The organism is Pseudomonas sp. C6002, from assembly GCF_013385805.1.
In the GTDB taxonomy this organism is placed as follows: domain Bacteria; phylum Pseudomonadota; class Gammaproteobacteria; order Pseudomonadales; family Pseudomonadaceae; genus Aquipseudomonas.
Map to the genome: position 1 here is coordinate 83,755 of NZ_JACAPH010000032.1, position 19,104 is coordinate 102,858.

The 19,104-nt window shown below is 61.8% G+C and carries 22 protein-coding genes; 21 read left to right on the forward strand and 1 reads right to left on the reverse strand.

The genetic code is table 11. The features are described 5' to 3' along the window. Positions 1-40: 40 nt before the first annotated feature. Positions 41-619, reverse strand: coding sequence for a nucleoside triphosphate pyrophosphatase (locus HX817_RS23825; RefSeq protein WP_177041372.1), 579 nt, complete (start codon positions 617-619; stop codon positions 41-43). A gap of 105 nt (positions 620-724) precedes the next feature. Between HX817_RS23825 and HX817_RS23830 the strand changes: the two genes are divergently transcribed. The 21 genes from HX817_RS23830 to HX817_RS23930 all read left to right on the forward strand — a co-directional run bounded on the left by HX817_RS23830 (position 725) and on the right by HX817_RS23930 (position 19,090). After that, positions 725-1,252, forward strand: a complete 528-nt coding sequence (locus HX817_RS23830) for a YceD family protein (protein ID WP_004371317.1) — start codon at positions 725-727, stop codon at positions 1,250-1,252. A 13-nt stretch (positions 1,253-1,265) separates the two neighbouring features. Beyond that, on the forward strand, positions 1,266-1,448 hold the full coding sequence (gene rpmF / locus HX817_RS23835) for a 50S ribosomal protein L32 (protein WP_004371305.1): 183 nt from the start codon (positions 1,266-1,268) through the stop codon (positions 1,446-1,448). Positions 1,449-1,452: 4 nt separating this feature from the next. After that, the gene (gene plsX / locus HX817_RS23840; RefSeq protein ID WP_080673274.1) at positions 1,453-2,463 is read left to right on the forward strand and encodes a phosphate acyltransferase PlsX; all 1,011 of its coding nucleotides are present in this window, start codon (positions 1,453-1,455) and stop codon (positions 2,461-2,463) included. A 126-nt stretch (positions 2,464-2,589) separates the two neighbouring features. After that, positions 2,590-3,528, forward strand: a complete 939-nt coding sequence (gene fabD, locus HX817_RS23845) for an ACP S-malonyltransferase (protein ID WP_023659248.1) — start codon at positions 2,590-2,592, stop codon at positions 3,526-3,528. A 30-nt stretch (positions 3,529-3,558) separates the two neighbouring features. Next, the gene (gene fabG / locus HX817_RS23850) at positions 3,559-4,302 is read left to right on the forward strand and encodes a 3-oxoacyl-ACP reductase FabG (RefSeq protein WP_004371297.1); all 744 of its coding nucleotides are present in this window, start codon (positions 3,559-3,561) and stop codon (positions 4,300-4,302) included. A 192-nt stretch (positions 4,303-4,494) separates the two neighbouring features. After that, positions 4,495-4,731: an acyl carrier protein gene (acpP, locus tag HX817_RS23855; RefSeq protein WP_004371293.1), complete on the forward strand. Its 237-nt coding sequence runs from the start codon at positions 4,495-4,497 to the stop codon at positions 4,729-4,731. A gap of 110 nt (positions 4,732-4,841) precedes the next feature. Continuing rightward, on the forward strand, positions 4,842-6,086 hold the full coding sequence (gene fabF, locus HX817_RS23860) for a beta-ketoacyl-ACP synthase II (RefSeq protein WP_004371291.1): 1,245 nt from the start codon (positions 4,842-4,844) through the stop codon (positions 6,084-6,086). Continuing rightward, positions 6,086-6,901, forward strand: a complete 816-nt coding sequence (pabC, locus tag HX817_RS23865; RefSeq protein ID WP_177041475.1) for an aminodeoxychorismate lyase — start codon at positions 6,086-6,088, stop codon at positions 6,899-6,901. The genes fabF and pabC overlap by 1 nt, the downstream gene beginning before the upstream one ends. Position 6,902: 1 nt before the next feature. After that, positions 6,903-8,021 carry an endolytic transglycosylase MltG gene (mltG, locus tag HX817_RS23870; RefSeq protein ID WP_177027693.1) on the forward strand — a complete coding sequence of 373 codons (1,119 nt, stop codon included), beginning with the start codon at positions 6,903-6,905 and terminating at the stop codon, positions 8,019-8,021. Positions 8,022-8,040: 19 nt separating this feature from the next. Continuing rightward, positions 8,041-8,673: a dTMP kinase gene (gene tmk, locus HX817_RS23875; protein ID WP_008434959.1), complete on the forward strand. Its 633-nt coding sequence runs from the start codon at positions 8,041-8,043 to the stop codon at positions 8,671-8,673. Then, positions 8,666-9,655, forward strand: a complete 990-nt coding sequence (locus HX817_RS23880) for a DNA polymerase III subunit delta' (protein ID WP_177041374.1) — start codon at positions 8,666-8,668, stop codon at positions 9,653-9,655. Before tmk ends, HX817_RS23880 begins: the two co-directional genes overlap by 8 nt. 63 nt (positions 9,656-9,718) lie before the next feature. Beyond that, positions 9,719-10,504 carry a TatD family hydrolase gene (locus tag HX817_RS23885; RefSeq protein ID WP_017475806.1) on the forward strand — a complete coding sequence of 262 codons (786 nt, stop codon included), beginning with the start codon at positions 9,719-9,721 and terminating at the stop codon, positions 10,502-10,504. Between the two features lie 438 nt (positions 10,505-10,942). Next, positions 10,943-11,596, forward strand: coding sequence for a TetR/AcrR family transcriptional regulator (locus HX817_RS23890; protein WP_004371278.1), 654 nt, complete (start codon positions 10,943-10,945; stop codon positions 11,594-11,596). A 139-nt stretch (positions 11,597-11,735) separates the two neighbouring features. Then, positions 11,736-12,704: a GTP 3',8-cyclase MoaA gene (locus tag HX817_RS23895; RefSeq protein ID WP_004371275.1), complete on the forward strand. Its 969-nt coding sequence runs from the start codon at positions 11,736-11,738 to the stop codon at positions 12,702-12,704. Positions 12,705-12,779: 75 nt separating this feature from the next. Then, positions 12,780-13,385, forward strand: coding sequence for a DUF4823 domain-containing protein (locus HX817_RS23900; RefSeq protein ID WP_177041376.1), 606 nt, complete (start codon positions 12,780-12,782; stop codon positions 13,383-13,385). A gap of 17 nt (positions 13,386-13,402) precedes the next feature. Continuing rightward, complete coding sequence (locus HX817_RS23905) at positions 13,403-13,963, forward strand: DUF1285 domain-containing protein (RefSeq protein WP_177041384.1); 561 nt, start codon at positions 13,403-13,405, stop codon at positions 13,961-13,963. Between the two features lie 70 nt (positions 13,964-14,033). Further along, the gene (locus tag HX817_RS23910; RefSeq protein WP_080673275.1) at positions 14,034-14,747 is read left to right on the forward strand and encodes a GntR family transcriptional regulator; all 714 of its coding nucleotides are present in this window, start codon (positions 14,034-14,036) and stop codon (positions 14,745-14,747) included. Further along, the gene (locus HX817_RS23915) at positions 14,744-15,745 is read left to right on the forward strand and encodes an ADP-ribosylglycohydrolase family protein (RefSeq protein ID WP_177041386.1); all 1,002 of its coding nucleotides are present in this window, start codon (positions 14,744-14,746) and stop codon (positions 15,743-15,745) included. Before HX817_RS23910 ends, HX817_RS23915 begins: the two co-directional genes overlap by 4 nt. A 198-nt stretch (positions 15,746-15,943) precedes the next feature. Further along, positions 15,944-17,410 carry a cytosine permease gene (locus tag HX817_RS23920; protein WP_008434943.1) on the forward strand — a complete coding sequence of 489 codons (1,467 nt, stop codon included), beginning with the start codon at positions 15,944-15,946 and terminating at the stop codon, positions 17,408-17,410. Continuing rightward, positions 17,403-18,323 carry a PfkB family carbohydrate kinase gene (locus HX817_RS23925; protein ID WP_177041388.1) on the forward strand — a complete coding sequence of 307 codons (921 nt, stop codon included), beginning with the start codon at positions 17,403-17,405 and terminating at the stop codon, positions 18,321-18,323. Before HX817_RS23920 ends, HX817_RS23925 begins: the two co-directional genes overlap by 8 nt. 38 nt (positions 18,324-18,361) lie before the next feature. Next, positions 18,362-19,090: a bifunctional 2-polyprenyl-6-hydroxyphenol methylase/3-demethylubiquinol 3-O-methyltransferase UbiG gene (locus HX817_RS23930; RefSeq protein ID WP_177041390.1), complete on the forward strand. Its 729-nt coding sequence runs from the start codon at positions 18,362-18,364 to the stop codon at positions 19,088-19,090. The last annotated feature ends 14 nt before the right edge of the window (positions 19,091-19,104 follow it).

The window sequence follows — 19,104 nt, forward strand, 5'->3', positions numbered from 1 at the left end:
ATCGCAGGCAAGCCAGCTCCCACATCTGTTTGTGGTGTCCTTAGGGGATTTGCACGCCCTCGGCCAGCAACATGTCCACCAGTCGGATCAGCGGCAGTCCGACCAGGCTGGTGGCGTCTGGCCCTTCGGTGCTTTGAAACAGGCTCACCCCCAGGCCTTCGGCCTTGAAGCTGCCAGCGCAGTCGTAGGGTTGCTCGATGCGCAGGTAGCGTTCGATGCGTGCGGCGTCCAGCGTGCGCATGTGTACGGTGAAGGGGATGCAGTCGACCTGGCAATGGCCGGTGGCGCTGTTCAGTACAGCCAGGCCGGTCAGGAAGCTGACGCGCTTGCCACTGGCCGCCAGCAGTTGCTCACGGGCCTTCTCGAAAGTGTGGGGCTTGCCGATGATCTGGCCGTCGAGCGCGGCGACCTGGTCCGAGCCGATGATCAGGTGGCTCGGATGGCTGTCAGCCAGTGCGCGGGCCTTTTCCTCGGCCAGGCGCTTGACCAGCTCCACGGCGGACTCGTCCCGGCGGTGGCTTTCGTCGATATCCGGCGAACTGCAGATGAACGGCAGGTGCAGGCGGTTCAGCAATTCCCGGCGATATACCGAGCTGGAAGCGAGTAATAAAGGCAGCATGGGCGTCTCCTCAAGGCAGTCGCGGATTCTAGCGGGGAGGCCCGGTGACGGACAGGGCTGAATTTCCTTTGACATGGCCGGGTGCATCCCTATAATGCTGCGCCTATGTTGAATGACCCGATTCCACCTCACGTTGACCCGCGCAAATTGGCTGATCGTGGCACCACCCTTCAAGGTGAGCTGCTCCTGGCCGATTTGGAGAGACTCTGCGACCCGCTTTCCGACACTGTCGGTACGGTGCAGGCTAAATTCGTTTTTGAACGAGATGAACGTAAGTCTGTGGTAATCCACAGCTTTATCGACACCGAAGTCAAAATGGTTTGCCAGCGTTGTCTTGAGCTGGTCACCCTGCCGATCCACAGCGAATGCAGTTATGCTGTGGTGAAAGAGGGTGCGAATACCCAGTCGTTGCCGAAAGGTTATGACGTGCTGGAACTGGGCGAAGATCCTTTGGATCTGCAGTCACTGATCGAGGAGGAGCTTTTGCTCGCCTTGCCCATTGTGCCTGCTCATCATCCGGAAGAATGCCAGCAGCCGGCGGGTCTCGATGAGCCCGAACCGAGCGAGGACGAGGTAACGCGGTCCAACCCGTTCAGTGTATTGGCGCAGTTAAAGCGTGACCCAAACGTTTAGGAGTTAATCAATTATGGCTGTTCAGCAGAACAAAAAATCCCGCTCTGCCCGTGACATGCGTCGTTCGCACGACGCCCTGACGGCAAGCACTCTGTCTGTAGAAAAAACCACCGGTGAAGTTCACCTGCGTCACCACGTATCGCCAGAAGGCGTATACCGTGGCCGTAAAGTGATCGACAAGGGCGCTGACGAGTAATCACTTGTCTGCTCAAGTCATCGCGATTGACGCAATGGGCGGGGACTTCGGTCCCCGCAGCATTGTTCAGGCCTGCATTGCTTGCCTGTCTGCCACGCCCTCGCTGCACCTGACCCTCGTCGGTCAACCCTCCTTACTTGAAGAACTGATTGCCAGCCATCCGGCGGTGGATCGCGCGCGCCTGACTATTACACCGGCCAGCGAAACCATCACCATGGATGAAAAGCCTGCGCAGGCCTTGCGCGGCAAGCCTGATTCTTCGATGCGGGTGGCGCTTGAGCTGGTACGCGACGGTAAGGCCCAGGCCTGTGTCAGTGCCGGCAATACCGGGGCGTTGATGGCGTTGTCCCGGCATGTGCTGAAGACCCTGCCGGGCATTGACCGGCCGGCGATGGTTGCGGCTATTCCGACCCAGCAGGGCTATTGCCAGTTGCTGGACCTGGGGGCGAACGTCGATTGCAGTGCCGAGCATCTGCTGCACTTTGCCCTGATGGGCTCGGTGGCGGCCGAAGCGCTGGGCGTGGCCCGGCCTCGGGTGGCGCTGCTGAATATCGGCACCGAAGACATCAAGGGCAACCAGCAGGTCAAGCTGGCGGCGACGCTGTTGCAAAGCGCGCGAGGCCTGAACTACATCGGCTTTGTCGAGGGTGACGGTCTGTACCGCGGCGAAGCCGACGTGGTGGTGTGCGACGGGTTTGTCGGCAATATCCTGCTCAAGTCCAGCGAAGGCCTGGCGACGATGATTGCTGCGCGCATTGAGGCCTTGTTCAAGCGCAACCTGGCGTCACGCCTGGTGGGCGCCCTGGCGCTGCCCTTGATGCGGCGCTTGCAGGCTGACCTGGCTCCGGCGCGGCACAATGGTGCGAGTTTCCTCGGGTTGCAGGGCATCGTGGTGAAAAGTCATGGTTCGGCGGGGGTGCAGGGTTTTCAAAGTGCCATCCAGCGCGCCTTGATCGAGATCCAGGAAAACCTGCCGCAACGCTTGCACGGCCGCCTTGAGGATCTGTTGCCTTAGGCGAATCGGGCCGGAAATGCTTAAATGTGACCGGCCAGTTCAATTGACCATCCAATCTGTCAGTTTCTTGCGCTCCCACGTGTGGGGCGCCAATTTCCGACGACCAGATCATTAGGGGCTTGTTACATGTCTACATCCCTCGCATTCGTCTTTCCAGGGCAGGGTTCGCAGTCCCTCGGCATGTTGGCCGAGCTGGGCGCGGAACATCAGTTGGTCCTGGACACTTTCAAGGAAGCCTCCGATGCCTTGGGTTACGACCTGTGGGCACTGACCCAGCAAGGGCCGGAAGAGCTGCTCAATCAAACCGACAAGACCCAACCCGCCATCCTCACCGCCTCCATCGCCCTGTGGCGCCTGTGGTTGGCTGAAGGTGGTGCACGTCCGGCCTACGTTGCCGGTCATAGCCTGGGCGAATACAGCGCCCTGGTGGCCGCTGGCAGCCTGACCCTCGGTGAAGCAGTCAAGCTGGTGGAGCGTCGTGGCCAGTTGATGCAGGAAGCGGTTCCTGCCGGGCAGGGCGGCATGGCTGCCATTCTCGGCCTGGAAGATGCTGACGTGATTGCCGCCTGCGCCGAAGCGGCCCAGGGCGAAGTGGTCAGCGCCGTCAACTTCAACTCCCCTGGCCAGGTGGTGATCGCCGGCGCCAAGGCGGCGGTAGAGCGCGCCATCGAAGGCTGCAAGGCCCGTGGCGCCAAGCGTGCGTTGCCGTTGCCGGTCAGCGTGCCGTCCCACTGCGAACTGATGCGCCCGGCTGCCGAGCGTTTCGCCGAGTCGATCGCTGCGATCAACTGGCAGGCGCCGCAGATTCCGTTGGTGCAGAACGTCAGTGCCGCCGTGGCCTCTGACCTGGAAACCCTCAAGCGCGATCTGCTGGAACAGCTGTACAAGCCGGTTCGCTGGGTTGAGTCGGTGCAGACCCTGGCCGCCAACGGCGCCACCCAATTGGTAGAGTGCGGCCCGGGCAAAGTCCTCGCCGGCCTGAACAAGCGTTGCGCCGAAGGCGTGTCGACTTCCAACCTCAATACCCCGGATGCCTTCGCTGCCGCTCGCGCAGCCCTGGCCTGACGTTAATTTCCGAACCTAGGAGAAGCCTGCATGAGTCTGCAAGGTAAAGTTGCACTGGTCACCGGCGCAAGCCGTGGCATTGGCCAGGCGATCGCCCTGGAGCTGGGCCGTCTGGGCGCTGTGGTCATCGGTACCGCAACCTCCGCCGCCGGCGCTGAACGTATTGCCGCGACGCTGAAGGAAAACGGCGTCCAGGGCACCGGTCTTGAGCTTAACGTGACCAGCGATGAGTCCGTGGCGGCCGTATTGGCTGAAATCACGGCGCAATTCGGTGCACCGGCTATTCTGGTGAACAATGCCGGTATTACCCGCGATAACCTGATGATGCGTATGAAAGACGACGAGTGGCATGACGTCGTTGATACCAACCTGAACAGTCTGTTTCGCCTGTCCAAGGGTGTTTTGCGCGGCATGACCAAGGCTCGTTGGGGTCGAATTATCAATATTGGCTCTGTTGTGGGTGCCATGGGCAACGCAGGCCAAGTAAACTACGCAGCCGCCAAGGCCGGTCTGGAAGGTTTCAGCCGTGCATTGGCGCGTGAAGTAGGCTCGCGGTCGATTACGGTCAACTCGGTGGCCCCAGGGTTCATCGACACCGATATGACCCGCGAATTGCCTGAAGCGCAGCGTGAAGCGTTGCTGACGCAGATTCCGCTGGGCCGTCTGGGCCAGGCTCAAGAGATCGCGAATGTGGTCGCTTTCCTGGCATCCGACGGTGCGGCATACGTGACTGGGGCTACAATCCCGGTGAACGGCGGGATGTACATGAGTTAAATTGTGACGGATCGCTTCAAAAAAATGTCATACGAGCTGTCTAAAATCCGTTATAAAGCTGCAATCTATTTATAGGCAGATGGCCAATAGGGTACGAGGGTGAAGCTTTCAGTTGAAAAGCTGAAAAGTCTTTCTATACACTTACCCACTGGCCAGCTGCCTGAATTTGTCCATTAGGAGTGAAAACAAGGTATGAGCACCATCGAAGAGCGCGTCAAGAAAATCGTTGCCGAGCAACTGGGCGTTAAAGAAGAAGAAGTGACCAACAGCGCTTCCTTCGTTGAAGACCTGGGTGCCGACTCCCTTGACACCGTTGAGCTGGTGATGGCTCTGGAAGAGGAATTCGAGACCGAAATCCCGGACGAAGAAGCTGAAAAAATCACTACCGTTCAAGCTGCTATCGACTACGTTACTAGCCACCAGGCGTAATAGTTTGTAATCGTCGCTTGCTGTGATGGAAAAACCGCACTGCCCTATGGCGTGCGGTTTTTTCCTTTAAGCCTGATGCAAAGTGTCGTCATTAGAAAAAGGAGAGTGCTGTGTCGCGTAGACGCGTCGTAGTCACCGGTATGGGTATGTTGTCGCCACTGGGTACGGATGTGCCGAGCAGTTGGCAGGGCATTCTGGCTGGCCGCAGTGGTATTGGTCTGATCGAACACACGGACCTTTCTGCCTATTCCACCCGTTTTGGCGGCTCGGTAAAGGACTTCAATGTCGAGGAATATCTCTCGGTCAAAGAGTCCCGCAAACTCGACCTGTTCATTCAATACGGCCTGGCAGCCGGTTTTCAGGCGGTGCGTAATGCCGGCCTGGAAGTCACCGACGCCAACCGTGAGCGCATCGGCGTGGCCATGGGTTCGGGTATTGGCGGTCTGACCAATATCGAAGAAACCAGCCGCACCCTGCATGAGTCCGGCCCTCGCAGAATTTCACCGTTCTTCGTGCCTGGCTCGATCATCAACATGATTTCCGGTTTCCTGTCCATCCACTTGGGTGCCCAGGGGCCCAACTACGCCATTTCCACGGCGTGCACCACGGGCACTCACTGCATCGGCATGGCGGCGCGTAATATCGCCTATGACGAGGCCGACGTGATGATCGCCGGCGGTGCCGAGATGGCCGCCTGCGGTTTGGGCATGGGCGGCTTCGGCGCGTCCCGTGCGTTGTCGACCCGCAATGACGAGCCGACCCGTGCCAGCCGTCCGTGGGACAAGGGCCGCGACGGTTTTGTTCTGGCCGACGGTGCCGGTGCGCTGGTACTCGAAGAGCTGGAGCACGCGAAGGCCCGTGGCGCCACCATCTACGCCGAGCTGATTGGTTTCGGCATGAGCGGTGATGCGTACCACATGACCTCGCCTCCGTCGGACGGCGCGGGTGCTGCACGCTGCATCACCAATGCGTTGCGTGATGCCAAGGTCAACGTTGACCAGGTGCAGTACATCAATGCCCATGGCACTTCGACCCCGACCGGCGACCTGGCGGAAGCCGAGGCCATCAAGTCGGTGTTCGGCGAGCATGCCTACAAGCTGGCGGTCAGTTCCACCAAGTCCATGACCGGGCACCTGTTGGGTGCGGCGGGCGCGGTCGAGGCAATCTTCAGCGTGCTGGCCATCAAGGATCAGGTCGCTCCGCCGACCATCAACCTCGATGAACCGGATGAGGGCTGCGACCTGAACTTCGTGCCTCACGAGCCGCAGAAGATGCCGATCGACGTGGTGCTGTCCAACTCGTTCGGTTTTGGTGGTACCAACGGTTCCCTGGTGTTCCGCCGGTTCGCCGAGTGATGGAGAGCTGGGTCGACGGTCAGCCGGCGGGCGCAGTGCCCCTGAAAGACCGTGGCCTGGCATACGGTGATGGGCTGTTCGAGACCATTGCCGTCAAGGCCGGGCAGCCCGTGCTGCTTGACCGCCACCTGCAGCGCCTTGAAGAAGGTTGCAGGCGGTTGGCGATTGTTGCGGATCAACCCCTGATCCGCAGCGAATTGCTGGCCTACGCCGCTGCCCTCGGTGACGGTGTACTCAAGTTGATCCTGACCCGTGGCGACAGCCAGCGCGGTTATGGCATCAGTGCTGGCGCTCCGGCGCGGCGCATTCTGCAAGGCAGTCCACCTGCCACTTATCCCCCGGAACATGCAGCGTCAGGCATCCGCCTGTTTGCGTGTACCACGCGTTTGTCCGAGCAACCGTTGCTCGCCGGCCTCAAGCACCTCAATCGACTGGAACAGGTGTTCGCCCGCGCCGAATGGCAGGATGCCGAACACGCCGAAGGTTTGATGCTGGATATGTCCGGTCGAGTCATCGAAGGCGTCTTCAGCAACCTGTTTCTGGTGCGTAACGGCGTGTTGCTGACCGCTGATCTGAATCGCTGTGGCGTCGCCGGCGTCATGCGGGCCGAGCTGTTGGCCCAGGCGCAGGCGTTGGGCATCCCGACGAGCGTGGCCGATATCAGCCTTGAGCAGCTGCAACAGGCCGATGAAGTCTTGGTGTGCAACAGCGTATATGGCATTTGGCCGGTGCGCGGATGTGCTGCGATGAGCTGGCCGGTTGGGCCGCTCACCCGTAAACTGCAGGGCATTGTTCGCGCACTATTGGATATTTGATTTGAGACGTAAATTTGTATTGTTGCTGGAGATCGGTCTGGTCCTGGCGGGTTTGCTGCTGGGCGCTTCGGCCTGGAAGCTGAACTCGGCCCTTGAACAGCCCTTGAATCTGACCCAGGAGCAATTGCTGGACGTACCGGCCGGCGCGACGCCCACCGGCACCTTCAATCGCCTGGAAAATGACGGCGTGCTCAAGGATGCGTTCTGGTTGCGTCTCTACTGGCGCTTCAACCTCGACGGCCAGCCGCTGCACAGCGGCGAATACCGCATGACCCCGGGCCTCACCGCCGAGGGCCTGATCGGCCTGTGGCAGCGTGGCGAAGTGGTGCAGTACAGCATTACGCTGGTGGAAGGCTGGAACTTCCGCCAGGTGCGCGCGGCCCTGGCCAAGCATGAAAAGATCGAGCAGACCCTGTCCGGCCTGAGTGACAGCGAGGTGATGGAAAAACTCGGTCACCCGGGCGTATTTCCTGAAGGGCGCTTCTTCCCGGACACCTACCGCTTCGTGCGTGGCATGAGCGACGTTGAACTACTGAAAAAATCCTACAACCGTCTGGACGATGTCCTCGCCCAGGAGTGGAGCAAGCGTGCGGCCGATGCGCCGTACACCGACCCCTATCAAGCGCTGATCATGGCCTCGCTGGTGGAGAAAGAAACCGGCGTGCCGGAAGAGCGCGGCCAGATCGCCGGGGTATTCGTGCGGCGCATGCAGATCGGCATGCTGCTGCAAACCGACCCGACGGTGATCTACGGCCTCGGCGAGCGCTACACCGGCAAGTTGACCCGCGCGCACCTCAAGGAAGCCACGCCCTACAACACCTACGTGATCGCCGGCCTGCCGCCGACGCCGATCGCCATGGTCGGGCGGGAGGCGATTCATGCTGCGCTGAACCCGGTGGCGGGCAGCAGCCTGTATTTCGTTGCCCGCGGCGATGGCAGCCATATTTTCTCGGATAACCTGGATGCGCATAACGCAGCAGTGCGTGAGTTCCAGATGAAGCGTCGCGCCGATTACCGTTCCAGCCCGGCGCCGGCGGCAAAGCCTGCGGACGCGCCGGTGGATACGCCCGCCGAGCCGGCTCCGGCACCCGACGACGCCGCGCCGCAAAGCCCGCAATGACTCTGACTAAGGACTGCCTGTGACTGGCTTGTTTATTACCCTGGAAGGCCCGGAAGGCGCCGGCAAGAGCACCAACCGTGAATACCTGGCCGAGCGCCTGCGCGCCGAAGGTATCGAGGTGCTGCTGACCCGTGAGCCTGGCGGCACGCCACTGGCCGAGCGTATCCGTGAAGTGCTGCTGACCCCGGGCGACGAACAGATGAACCCCGACACCGAGCTGTTGCTGGTGTTCGCCGCCCGCGCCCAGCATCTGGCCGAAGTCATTCGCCCGGCACTGGCCCGGGGCGCCGTGGTGATTTGTGACCGGTTTACCGATTCCACCTATGCCTATCAGGGCGGCGGTCGTGGCTTGTCCCTGGAGCGCATTGCGGCCTTGGAGACCTTCGTCCAGGGCGATTTGCGGCCCGACCTGACCCTGGTGTTCGATCTCCCGGTGGAAGTCGGCATGGCCCGTGCCACCGCCCGGGGTCGCCTCGATCGTTTCGAACTGGAAACCCGAGTCTTTTTTGAAGCTGTGCGCGGCGCGTTTCTCAAGCGCGCCGAAGCCGACCCCGCTCGTTACTACCTGTTGGACGCCGCACAACCGTTGACTCAGGTTCAGCAGTGCATTGACGCCCTGTTGCCGAAGCTTGTGGAGCGTGTCCGTGGCTGAAGCCTATCCATGGCAGGACAGCCTCTGGCAGCAACTGGCGGGCCGTGCCCAGCACGCCCACGCCTACCTGCTCCACGGCCCGGTGGGCATCGGCAAGCGCGCCCTGGCCGAGCGGCTGATGGCCAGCTTGTTGTGCCAGCGGCCCAACGGCCTGGAAGCCTGCGGCGAATGTAAATCCTGCATGCTGCTCAAGGCCGGCAGCCACCCGGACAACTATCTGCTGGAACCGGAAGAGGCCGACAAGGCGATCAAGGTCGACCAGGTGCGTGATCTGGTCAGCTTCGTGGTGCAGACCGCGCAGATGGGCGGGCGCAAGGTGGTGCTGATCGAACCGGTGGAGTCGATGAACATCAACGCCGCCAATGCCTTGCTCAAGAGCCTGGAAGAACCGTCCGGCGATACCGTGCTGCTGCTGGTCAGCCACCAGTCCAGCCGCCTGCTGCCGACCATTCGCAGCCGCTGCGTGCAGCAGGCATGCCCGTTGCCGAGCGAAGCCATGAGCCTGCAGTGGCTGGCCCAGGCGTTGCCGGACTGCGGCGAGGCGGAGCGCGTCGAGTTGCTGACCCTGGCGGCCGGTTCGCCTCTGGCGGCGGTCAAGCTCCAGGCCCAGGGCGTGCGTGAACAGCGTGCGCTGGTGGTGGACGGGGTGAAGAAACTGCTCAAGCAGGAAGTGTCGGCCACGCAACTGGCCGAAAGCGCCTGGAAAGACATTCCCTTGCTGCTGCTGTTCGACTGGTTTTGCGACTGGTCGAGCCTGATCCTGCGCTACCAGCTGACCCAGGACGAAAACGGCCTTGGGCTGTCGGACATGCGCAAAGTCGTGCAATACCTGGCGCAGAAGAGCGCCCAGGACAAGGTGCTGAACATCCAGGACTGGATCCTCGCCCAACGCCAGAAAGTCCTCGGCAAGGCCAACCTCAATCGCGTGCTGTTGCTTGAGGCCTTGCTGGTGCAGTGGGTCGGTTTGCTCGGCCGCCGTTAATTTCAGTGGCCGACGGGTGTATCGTTGGCCAGACACTTTCCGTGACTCAAGTTGTAGATCCCTATGCTCGTAGATTCCCATTGCCACCTTGATCGCCTCGACCTGGCCCAGCACGGCGGCTCCCTCGACGCCGCCCTTGAAGCTGCGCGCCAGCGCGGGGTAGGGCACTTCCTGTGCATCGGCGTCAGCGCGGAAAACGCCGCCGACGTCAAAGCCCTGGCCGATCGTTATGCCGACGTCGACTGCTCGGTGGGCATTCACCCGCTGGACCTCAAGCCCGGCGAAGCCCCGGCCCTCGACTGGCTGCTCGGTGAACTCAATCACCCGCGCGTGGTGGCCATCGGTGAGACCGGCCTGGATTACCACTACGAACCGGAAGCCGCCGAGTTGCAGCAGGCGTCGTTCCGTCTGCACCTGCAAGCCGCCCAGCAGACTGGCAAGCCGGTGATCGTCCACACCCGTGGCGCCCGTGCCGACACCCTGACCCTGCTGCGCGAAGCCGCGCTGCCCCAGGCTGGTGTGCTGCATTGCTTCACTGAAGACTGGGACATGGCCAAGGCCGCGCTGGACCTTGGTTTCTACATTTCCTTGTCGGGCATCGTGACCTTCCGCAACGCCGATGCCCTGCGCGATGTTGCACGCCAGGTCCCGGCAGACCGCCTGCTGGTGGAAACCGATTCGCCGTACCTGGCGCCAATTCCTCATCGCGGCAAACCCAACCTGCCGGAATATGTACGGGATGTGGCGGATTACCTGGCGATGCTGCGGGGCGAGTCCTACGAGCGCTTTGCCGAACAGACCACCGAAAACTTCAAGCGCCTGTTCCCGCTGGCCCACGTCGGCCACTGAATCGCAGGCAAAAAAAACCCGGGTTCTGGGGGGTGAATCCGGGCTAAGACCATTAGGAGTAAAACAAGGGTACGCAGTCCGTCGGTACCCAGGTCGACGCGTCACTTGGGGGAGATGCCACGCCGACATTTCAAGTATTGATCAGTATCCGATTCAGTCCAGCCACATCTGATCGTTTTTTAAACAGATTTGGAATACGCCCGCTTCGGTTGAGTTCTCATTGGATGCGATGCACACGCGCCAATCACCTGTTTTATTTCTGACTCGAATCGGCACATTCGTTGGCGTGTTGTAAGTTAAGTGCAAAGGTTGTTCATATAGGCGTTGCCCAACGACCGTTCAGTCGGGATAATCCCGCGCACCGGGTAAAACGTTCCGACAAGCACGGCTTGGGGAGCGAACGCCCTTCCAATATCCATCTCTGCAGACCTTTTTCTTATGCACAAAGAACCCCGCAAGGTCCGTGAGTTTCGCCGCCGCGAGCAGGAAATTCTCGACACCGCACTCAAGCTGTTCCTCGACCAGGGTGAAGACAGCGTCACCGTCGAGATGATTGCGGATGCCGTGGGTATCGGCAAAGGCACCATCTACAAGCACTTCAAGTCCAAGGCCGAGATCTACCTGCGCCTGATGCTCGACTACGAGCGCGACCTGAACGAGCTGCTGCACTCGGCCGATGTCGACAAGGACAAGGAAGCGCTGTCCCGCGCCTACTTCGAGTTCCGCATGCGTGACCCGCAGCGCTACCGCTTGTTTGATCGCCTGGAAGAAAAAGTGGTGAAGGGCCATCAGGTGCCGGAAATGGTCGAGGAGCTGCACAAGATCCGTGCCTCGAACTTCGAACGCCTGACCCTGCTGATCAAGGGCCGTATCAGCGAAGGCAAGCTCGAAGACGTGCCACCGTATTTCCACTACTGCGCCGCCTGGGCGTTGGTGCACGGCGCCGTGGCGTTGTACCACTCGCCGTTCTGGAGCAATGTGCTGGAAGACCAGGAAGGTTTCTTCCAGTTCCTGATGGACATCGGCGTGCGCATGGGCAACAAGCGCAAGCACAGCACTGATTTGCCGAACGCCGAAACGCCGGCCACTTGAATCATTCGCCAGCGTGATGGCGATATGATTTCCTGCCCAGCGCAGTAACCCAGGAATATACTCAGGCAAGGACCTTGCTAAAACTTGATTTTTCAGTCAGGTTTTAGTGCGCCCGAATTATCCTCTGCCGGAGTGATCCATGATCGTTGATCGTCAAGGCAGGCGATTCCGCAATTTGCGGATCAGCCTGACCTCAGCCTGCAATTACGCCTGTACCTACTGCGTGCCCAACGGCAAGCGGCTGGTGGCTGCGCAGGACGAACTGTCGGCCGAGGCGATGGCGCGGGGTGTCGAGTACCTGATCGAGGCCGCCGGCATCGAGCGCCTGCGGATTACCGGCGGTGAACCGTTGGTCAGCCCCAAGCTGGAAGCCTTCATGGGCGCGGTGGGGCAGATGGGGCTCAGTGATATCAGCCTGACCACCAACGGCCAACTGCTGGCGCGCAAACTGCCGCTGCTGGTGGACGCCGGGATTCGCCGGATCAACGTGTCCCTCGACACCCTGGACGCCGACGCCTTCCGCAGCATCGCTCGCGGTGGCGACCTGGCCACCGTGCTCGATGGCATGGACCAGGCGAGCGCCGCCGGAATCAAGATCAAGGTCAACATGGTGCCGCTGCGCGGCCAGAACCTCGACCAGGTGATGCCGCTGCTTGACTACTGCCTGGAGCGTGGCTACGAGTTGCGCTTTATCGAATTGATGCGCATGGGCCACCTGGCCAACGATTCCAACGCGTTCCTGCAGCAATTCGTCAGCCTCCAGCAATTGCTCAGCCTGATCGGCGAACAGTACGAATACCTGCAAGCCAACGCCCCGGTGGACGCCACTGCCGTGCGCTACGAAGTGCCCGGCAAAGGTTTCTTCGGTGTCATCGCCAACGAAAGCGTGCCGTTCTGCCGGACCTGTTCGCGTTTGCGCCTGTCGTCCACCGGCTGGCTGCATGGCTGCCTGTCGTCGAGCAACCGCCACTACGTCGGCGACCTGCTGGACAAACCCCGCCACCAGGCCCTGCCGGCCTTGCAGCGCTTGTTGGTCAAGGCCTTGGGTGACAAGCAGGAAGTGGCCTTCTCCGGCGGCGCCACCATCATGAAGATCATCGGCGGCTAGTCCCGCAAGCTGGCGCAAAATCTGCATCTCGTGCCCATTCGCCGGTTTTCCGTCACCGGCCTCTGGAGAATTAGGATGCGTAGTCTGGTTTTGGTGCTGGCGTCACTCGCGCTGGGTGGCTGCATGACCGTCAGTGATATGGCCGAAGGCACGCGCTATCAGATGAGCGATGCCGGGCTGCTGGACCACAGCGATACTCGCCGCGTCAATTCGGTCCGCATACAGCCGGACTCCTTCGTCTTCATCGCCCAGGGCGCCTTCACCCCGCCGGGCAGTGCTTATCCACGGCCTAACGTGGTGGCCGAGGAAGCCTTCAACGGCTTTGTCGAATATTTCCCGATGGTCCGCCGCGCCCGCAAGCCGGAAGGCCTCGAGCAGGCGATGTCGGAAGCCCGCGCGGCGGGTGCGCATTACCTGCTGTACTGCCGCTACGCCCAGGCGGATGACCGTATCGGCAACGCCGATGAATGGTCTGACCAGGAGGCGGTGGATCGCCTGGGTATCGACACCGGAACCATCCAGGTCATGTTGATCGAGACCAGTACCCAGTATTTGATTGATACTGTGCGCATCCATAGCCGTGGCGGTTTACTGACGTTCCACGACAACAAGCCTGAAGATCTGATCGGCAAGCCCCTGGCGCACTACGCGCGCAGCCTGTTGGGCATGAGCGATCAGTAAGACACAAGGAGAGCAGCATGACCGATTCGGCCAAGGCCAATGAGTTGTTGGCGCAATTGCCCAAGGGCAAGGGGCCCGCGCCGGTGCATCTGTGGAACCCGGCGTTTTGCGGCGATATCGACATGCGCATCGCCCGTGACGGCACGTGGTTCTACATGGGCACGCCGATTGGCCGCAAGCCGATGGTCAAGCTGTTCTCCAACATCATCCGCCGCGATGGCGATGATTATTTCCTGATCACCCCGGTGGAAAAGGTCGGGATCAAGGTCGATGACGCGCCCTTCGTCGCCGTGACCCTGGAAGTCGAAGGGCAGGGCGAAAGCCAGGTCCTGCGCTTTACCACCAACGTGGATGAGCAGGTCGAGGCCGGTACCGAGCATCCGCTGCGGGTGGTGATCGACCCGGACACCCAGGAACCCTCGCCATACCTGCGGGTGCGCACCAACCTCGAAGCCTTGGTTCACCGCAATGCGTTCTACCAGCTGGTGGAGCTGGCGGTGACCCGTCCGATCAACGGTAAGAACTGGCTTGGCGTCTGGAGCGGCGGGGTATTTTTCCCCATCGGCCTGGAGCCCTGAGGCTGATTTCTCGCTCTCCCTGAAATAAATCGCTTGCTGTAGCCGGGCGCTTTCGGTTATCAATTTGTACATGATTAGACATGTCCGATTTGATAAGAAAAAACGCGTCGTCGACGAGCTGATCCGCCGTATCGAGGGTGGAGTGATGGCTGACGGTGTCCTGCTGCCGGGCGAGCACCAACTGGCCGAAGAGTTTTCCGTCAGCCGCGGCACCCTGCGTGAAGCCCTGGCCGAACTCAAGCGCCGCAGCTACATCGCCACCCAAAGCGGTGTCGGCTCCATCGTCACCTTCGACGGCATGGTGCTCGACCAGCGCAGCGGCTGGGCCCAAGCCCTGGCCGACACCGGCGCGGTGGTGACCTCCGAAATCCTGCGCCTGGAAGCCGTCACCCGTCCGGACCTGCTCAGCCGTCACGGCAGCGACCAATTCATCGCCCTCGACCGCCGCCGTCGCGCTGCCGACGGCACGTTCGTGTCCCTGGAGCGCTCGCTGATGCCGGCCTCCGGTGGCCTGGAAAGCCTGCCGCAAGTCGGCCTGATCGATAATTCCCTGACCATCACCCTGGCGGCCTATGGCTATGTCGGCGCCACCGGCAACCAATGGATCGGTGCCGAGCCTCTGAACGAAGAAGACGCCCAGCTCCTGGGGCGCCCGGTGGGCACGGTGTTCCTCAAGGCCCTGCGCACCACCTACGACCGCCAGGACCGCTTCATGGAATCCGTCGAAAGCCTGCTCGACCCTCTGCATTTCCGCTTGCACCTTCAATTTGGAACACCGACATGACCGCCACCACCCGCGCCCTCGGCGCCTTCTACGGCCTGGCCTTGGGCGATGCGTTGGGCATGCCCACCCAGTCCCTGAGCCGCGAGCAGGTCAAGGCGCGTTTCGGCGCGATCACCGGCCTGGAAGATGCCGACGCCGATCAGCCGATCGCGCCGAACATGCCCAAGGGCTCGATCACCGATGACACCGAACAGGCGATCCTCGTCGGCCAGTTGCTGGTGGACGGGCAGGGCAGGATTGAACCCACCGAACTCGCCCAACGTTTGATCGACTGGGAAGCGGTGATGCGCGCCAAGGGCTCCCAGGATTTGCTGGGCCCGTCAACCAAACGGGCGATCGACATGATCCTGGCGGGCCATACCCCGGAAGAGTCCGGGCGCTACGGCACCACCAACGGCGCCGCCATGCGTATCACCCCGGTGGGCATCGCGGCGGACGTCAACGACCCGGCGCAGTTTATCCAGGCGGTGATCCAGGCGTGCCAGGTCACCCATAACACCAACCTGGGCATCTCCAGCGCGGCGGCGGTGGCGGCGGTGGTTTCCGCCGGGATCAACGGCGTCGATCTGGGCGAAGCGCTGAACATCGGCACGCAGATCGCCCAGCAGGCGGAAAACCACGGCCACTGGATTGCCGGCGGGCGCATCGCCACCCGCATCAGTTGGGCGCGCACCTTGAGTGTCGACAGCGGCGACAAGGCGCTGTTTACCGACCTGCTTTACGAATTGATCGGCACCTCCGTTGCGTCCCAGGAATCGGTGGTGGTGTCGTTTGCCCTCGCGCAGCAAGTCGCGGTGGGTGAAATGAACGCCATCGAAGCCCTGTGCATGGCCGCCAGCCTCGGCGGCGACACCGACACCATCGCCGCGATTCTCGGCGCGATGCTCGGTGCGTGCCTGGGGATGCAGTGCTGGCCTGAGGCGATGATCGAACAGGTCAAGCAGGTTAACCAACTGGACCTGGAACCCTTGGTCCAAGGCCTGCTCGAGCTGCGCTGAGCACCGCAGATCGAAACATGTGGGAGCTGGCTTGCCTGCGATAGCGGTCGATCAGTTGGTGAATCATCGACTGACACCACGCTATCGCAGGCAAGCCAGCTCCCACATTGATCCAGTCGAGTCAGGAAGACCGGCACACAGATTCAACTTGCCAACCTGCCACAACCACAAAAAAACAGGCATCAGGAGCACCCCACCATGAGTACGTCCTCTTCCGGCCAAAGCGCCGGGCAATTGGAAACACGCGGCATCGAGCCGGTCCCGGAAGGCGAGTGCAACGGCCATCCGCTGCAACTGTTCTGGGTCTGGTTTGCGGCCAACATCAGCATCCTCGGCTTGCCCCTGGGCGCGACCCTCGTGGCGTTTCGCGGCCTGGCGATCTGGCAGGCGATCATCGTCGCAATCCTCGGCGCTGCCGGTTCGTTTGCGGTGGTCGGCATCATCTCCATCGCCGGCCGTCGTGGCCGTGCACCGAGCCTGACCCTGTCCCGGGCGATCTTTGGCGTACGCGGCAATATCGGCCCGACGCTGGTGTCGCTGATGTCGCGCCTCGGCTGGGAAACCGTCAACACCACTACGGCTGCGTTCGTGCTGTTGTCGTTGTGCTCGATCCTGTTCAATTCGCCGGTTGCCGCCAAAAGCGCGCCGGTACTGACCCTGCTGTTCATCGGCATCTTCGTGCTGCTGACCCTCGCCGTGTCGGGCCTGGGCCATGCCACCTTGCTGGTGATCCAGAAGTGGGCCACCTACGTGTTCGGCGCACTGAATATCCTGGTGGGCGGTTTCCTCTGCGCCACCATCGACTGGAGCGCGGTATTCAACGCCACGCCTGCGCCGTTGAGCGCGATGATCATCGGCGTCGGCACCATGGCCGCCGGTACCGGTATCGGCTGGGCCAACGCCGGTGCCGACATGTCGCGCTACCAGCACCGCAGCGTCAAGGCCGTGCGCCTGGTGGCCTCCGCGGCATTCGGTGCGGGGATTCCGCTGGTGCTGTTGATCACCCTCGGCGGCTTGCTGTCGGTGGGCAACAACGACCTGGCGTCGGCCACTGACCCGATCATCGCGATCCGCGACATGCTGCCGACGTGGATGGCGGTGCCGTACCTGATCACCGCGTTTGGCGGGCTGTTGCTGTCGAATAACCTGTCGGTGTACTCGGCGGGCCTCACTACCTTGACCCTCGGTTTGAAGGTCAAGCGCGTACACGCGGTGATCGTCGACATCGTCGCGATCTTCGCCGGTTCGATCTACTTCATGCTGATCGCCGACAGTTTCTACGGCCCGTTCATCACCTTCATCTCGCTGCTGGCGGTACCGATCACCGCCTGGGTCGGGATCTTTGTGGTCGACCTGATTCATCGTCACTACTACAGCCCCAAAGACCTGCTGGACGTAACGCCAAGCAGCGCCTACTGGTACCGTGGCGGGGTTGAATGGCGTGCATTTGGCGCCTGGGCGATTGCGATCGTGCTGGGCTTCAGCTTCACCACCATCGGCACCACGGCCGAGAACATCTGGTTCGCCGGGCCGCTGTCCGATTCGTGGCTGGGCCATAACGGCCTGGGCTGGATCGTCACCTTCCTGGTGGCCGGCGGGATTTATGCGGTACTGGGTGGCGCGGCTGATCGTCGTCCGGCTTTGGTAGAGAGCGCTAATGTCTAGATTGCTGCACAGCGGCCAGGTCATCGTCGACCTGGTCATGTCCCTCGACACATTGCCCGCCACCGGCGGCGATGTATTGGCCAACTCCGCCAGCTTCGAAGCCGGCGGTGGCTTCAACGTGATGGCCGCGGCCCGACGCAACGGCTTGCCGGTGGTCTACCTGGGCCGCCATGGCACCGGCCGCTTCGGCGACCTGGCGCGCGCGGCGATGCAGGCCGAGGGCATTGAAATGGCCCTGGCCGCCAGCGACGACAAGGACACAGGCCTGTGTGTGTCCCTGACCGAAGCCACTACCGAGCGCACCTTCATTTCCCATATTGGCGCTGAGGGTGACTTGCTGGCGCAAGACCTGGCCAATGCGGTACCACGCGCCGACGACTACGTGTACGTCAGCGGCTACAGCCTGCTGCTGGAAGGCAAGGCCCAGGCGTTGCTCGATTGGCTATTGGCATTGCCGCGCCAGATCACGGTGGTGTTCGATCCGGGCCCGCTGGTGAAGGCTCCGGACTCGGCCTTGATGGTCGCCCTGTTGCCGCGTATCGACATCTGGACCAGCAACGGTCCGGAAGCGCTGGCCTTTACCGGCGCGAGCGATCTGGCGGGGGCATTGCTCAAGCTCAACGAGCACTTGCCCGCCGAGACCTTGCTGGTGGTGCGCGATGGGCCGAATGGCTGCTGGATCAGCCGTAATGGCCAGGCCGAGCATGTGCCGGGATTCAAGGTCAAGGCGGTGGACAGCAACGGTGCCGGCGATGCTCACGCCGGGGTGTTTATCGCCGGCCTGGCCAATGGTTTGGCGCCAGCAGTCGCGGCACGTCGCGCGAACGCGGCGGCGGCCTTGGCGGTCACGCGCTGGGGGCCGGCCACCTCACCGGGCACGGCTGAAGTGGATGCGTTGTTGAGCGAGGGCTGATTCGGCAGAATAGTCGCCATTCAGCACGGAGCAGCGTCATGACTCAGAACATCTACGACACCGAGGTTTTCTTCGAGGGCTACAGCAAAATGGGCCGCTCGGTAGAAGGCCTCGCCGGCGCGCCGGAGTGGCCGGCGTTGCAATCCATGCTGCCGCCCATGTCGGGATTGAAAGTCGTAGACCTGGGTTGCGGCTACGGCTGGTTCAGTCGCTGGGCGCAGGAGCAGGGCGCCGAACAGGTGCTGGGGCTGGATGTCTCGCAAAAGATGCTGGCGCGGGCAAAGGAGATGACGTCCTCTTCGGCCATCACCTATGGCATCGCCGACCTGGAAAAACTCGACCTTCCGGATGCCACTTTCGACCTGGCCTACAGCTCATTGGCGTTCCATTACATCGTCGATCTTAAGGGCCTGTTCGCGCGTATCCATCAAGCGTTGGTCCCGGGCGGGCGGTTGGTATTTTCCATCGAGCATCCGATCTTCATGGCGCCCCGGCAGCCGGGCTGGCTGATTGATGAGCAAGGGCGCAAGAGCTGGCCGGTGGACAGCTACCAGTTGCAAGGACCACGGGTGACAAACTGGCTGGCGGAGGGTGTGATCAAGCAACATCGCACCGTGGGCACGTTGCTGACGCTGTTGATCCAGGCGGGGTTTACCCTGACTCATGTCGACGAGTGGGGCCCGAGCGAAGCGGACCTGAAAGCCCGCCCCGCACTGGCAGAAGAGCTTGAGCGCCCAATGATGCTACTGGTGGCCGCCCACCGCTGATTCCGTGGCTGCAA

Bases quoted from the DNA above. Each gene is read 5' to 3' on its own strand.
- HX817_RS23890 (WP_004371278.1), top strand. From the start codon at position 10,943: ATGCACAAAGAACCCCGCAAGGTCCGTGAGTTTCGCCGCCGCGAGCAG.
- HX817_RS23910 (WP_080673275.1), top strand. From the start codon at position 14,034: ATGATTAGACATGTCCGATTTGATAAGAAAAAACGCGTCGTCGACGAG.
- HX817_RS23900 (WP_177041376.1), top strand. From the start codon at position 12,780: ATGCGTAGTCTGGTTTTGGTGCTGGCGTCACTCGCGCTGGGTGGCTGC.
- HX817_RS23825 (WP_177041372.1), bottom strand. From the start codon at position 619: ATGCTGCCTTTATTACTCGCTTCCAGCTCGGTATATCGCCGGGAATTG.
- fabD (WP_023659248.1), top strand. From the start codon at position 2,590: ATGTCTACATCCCTCGCATTCGTCTTTCCAGGGCAGGGTTCGCAGTCC.
- HX817_RS23915 (WP_177041386.1), top strand. From the start codon at position 14,744: ATGACCGCCACCACCCGCGCCCTCGGCGCCTTCTACGGCCTGGCCTTG.
- pabC (WP_177041475.1), top strand. From the start codon at position 6,086: ATGGAGAGCTGGGTCGACGGTCAGCCGGCGGGCGCAGTGCCCCTGAAA.
- HX817_RS23920 (WP_008434943.1), top strand. From the start codon at position 15,944: ATGAGTACGTCCTCTTCCGGCCAAAGCGCCGGGCAATTGGAAACACGC.
- HX817_RS23885 (WP_017475806.1), top strand. From the start codon at position 9,719: ATGCTCGTAGATTCCCATTGCCACCTTGATCGCCTCGACCTGGCCCAG.
- HX817_RS23925 (WP_177041388.1), top strand. From the start codon at position 17,403: ATGTCTAGATTGCTGCACAGCGGCCAGGTCATCGTCGACCTGGTCATG.
- fabG (WP_004371297.1), top strand. From the start codon at position 3,559: ATGAGTCTGCAAGGTAAAGTTGCACTGGTCACCGGCGCAAGCCGTGGC.
- HX817_RS23930 (WP_177041390.1), top strand. From the start codon at position 18,362: ATGACTCAGAACATCTACGACACCGAGGTTTTCTTCGAGGGCTACAGC.
- rpmF (WP_004371305.1), top strand. From the start codon at position 1,266: ATGGCTGTTCAGCAGAACAAAAAATCCCGCTCTGCCCGTGACATGCGT.
- HX817_RS23895 (WP_004371275.1), top strand. From the start codon at position 11,736: ATGATCGTTGATCGTCAAGGCAGGCGATTCCGCAATTTGCGGATCAGC.
- HX817_RS23830 (WP_004371317.1), top strand. From the start codon at position 725: ATGTTGAATGACCCGATTCCACCTCACGTTGACCCGCGCAAATTGGCT.
- acpP (WP_004371293.1), top strand. From the start codon at position 4,495: ATGAGCACCATCGAAGAGCGCGTCAAGAAAATCGTTGCCGAGCAACTG.
- HX817_RS23905 (WP_177041384.1), top strand. From the start codon at position 13,403: ATGACCGATTCGGCCAAGGCCAATGAGTTGTTGGCGCAATTGCCCAAG.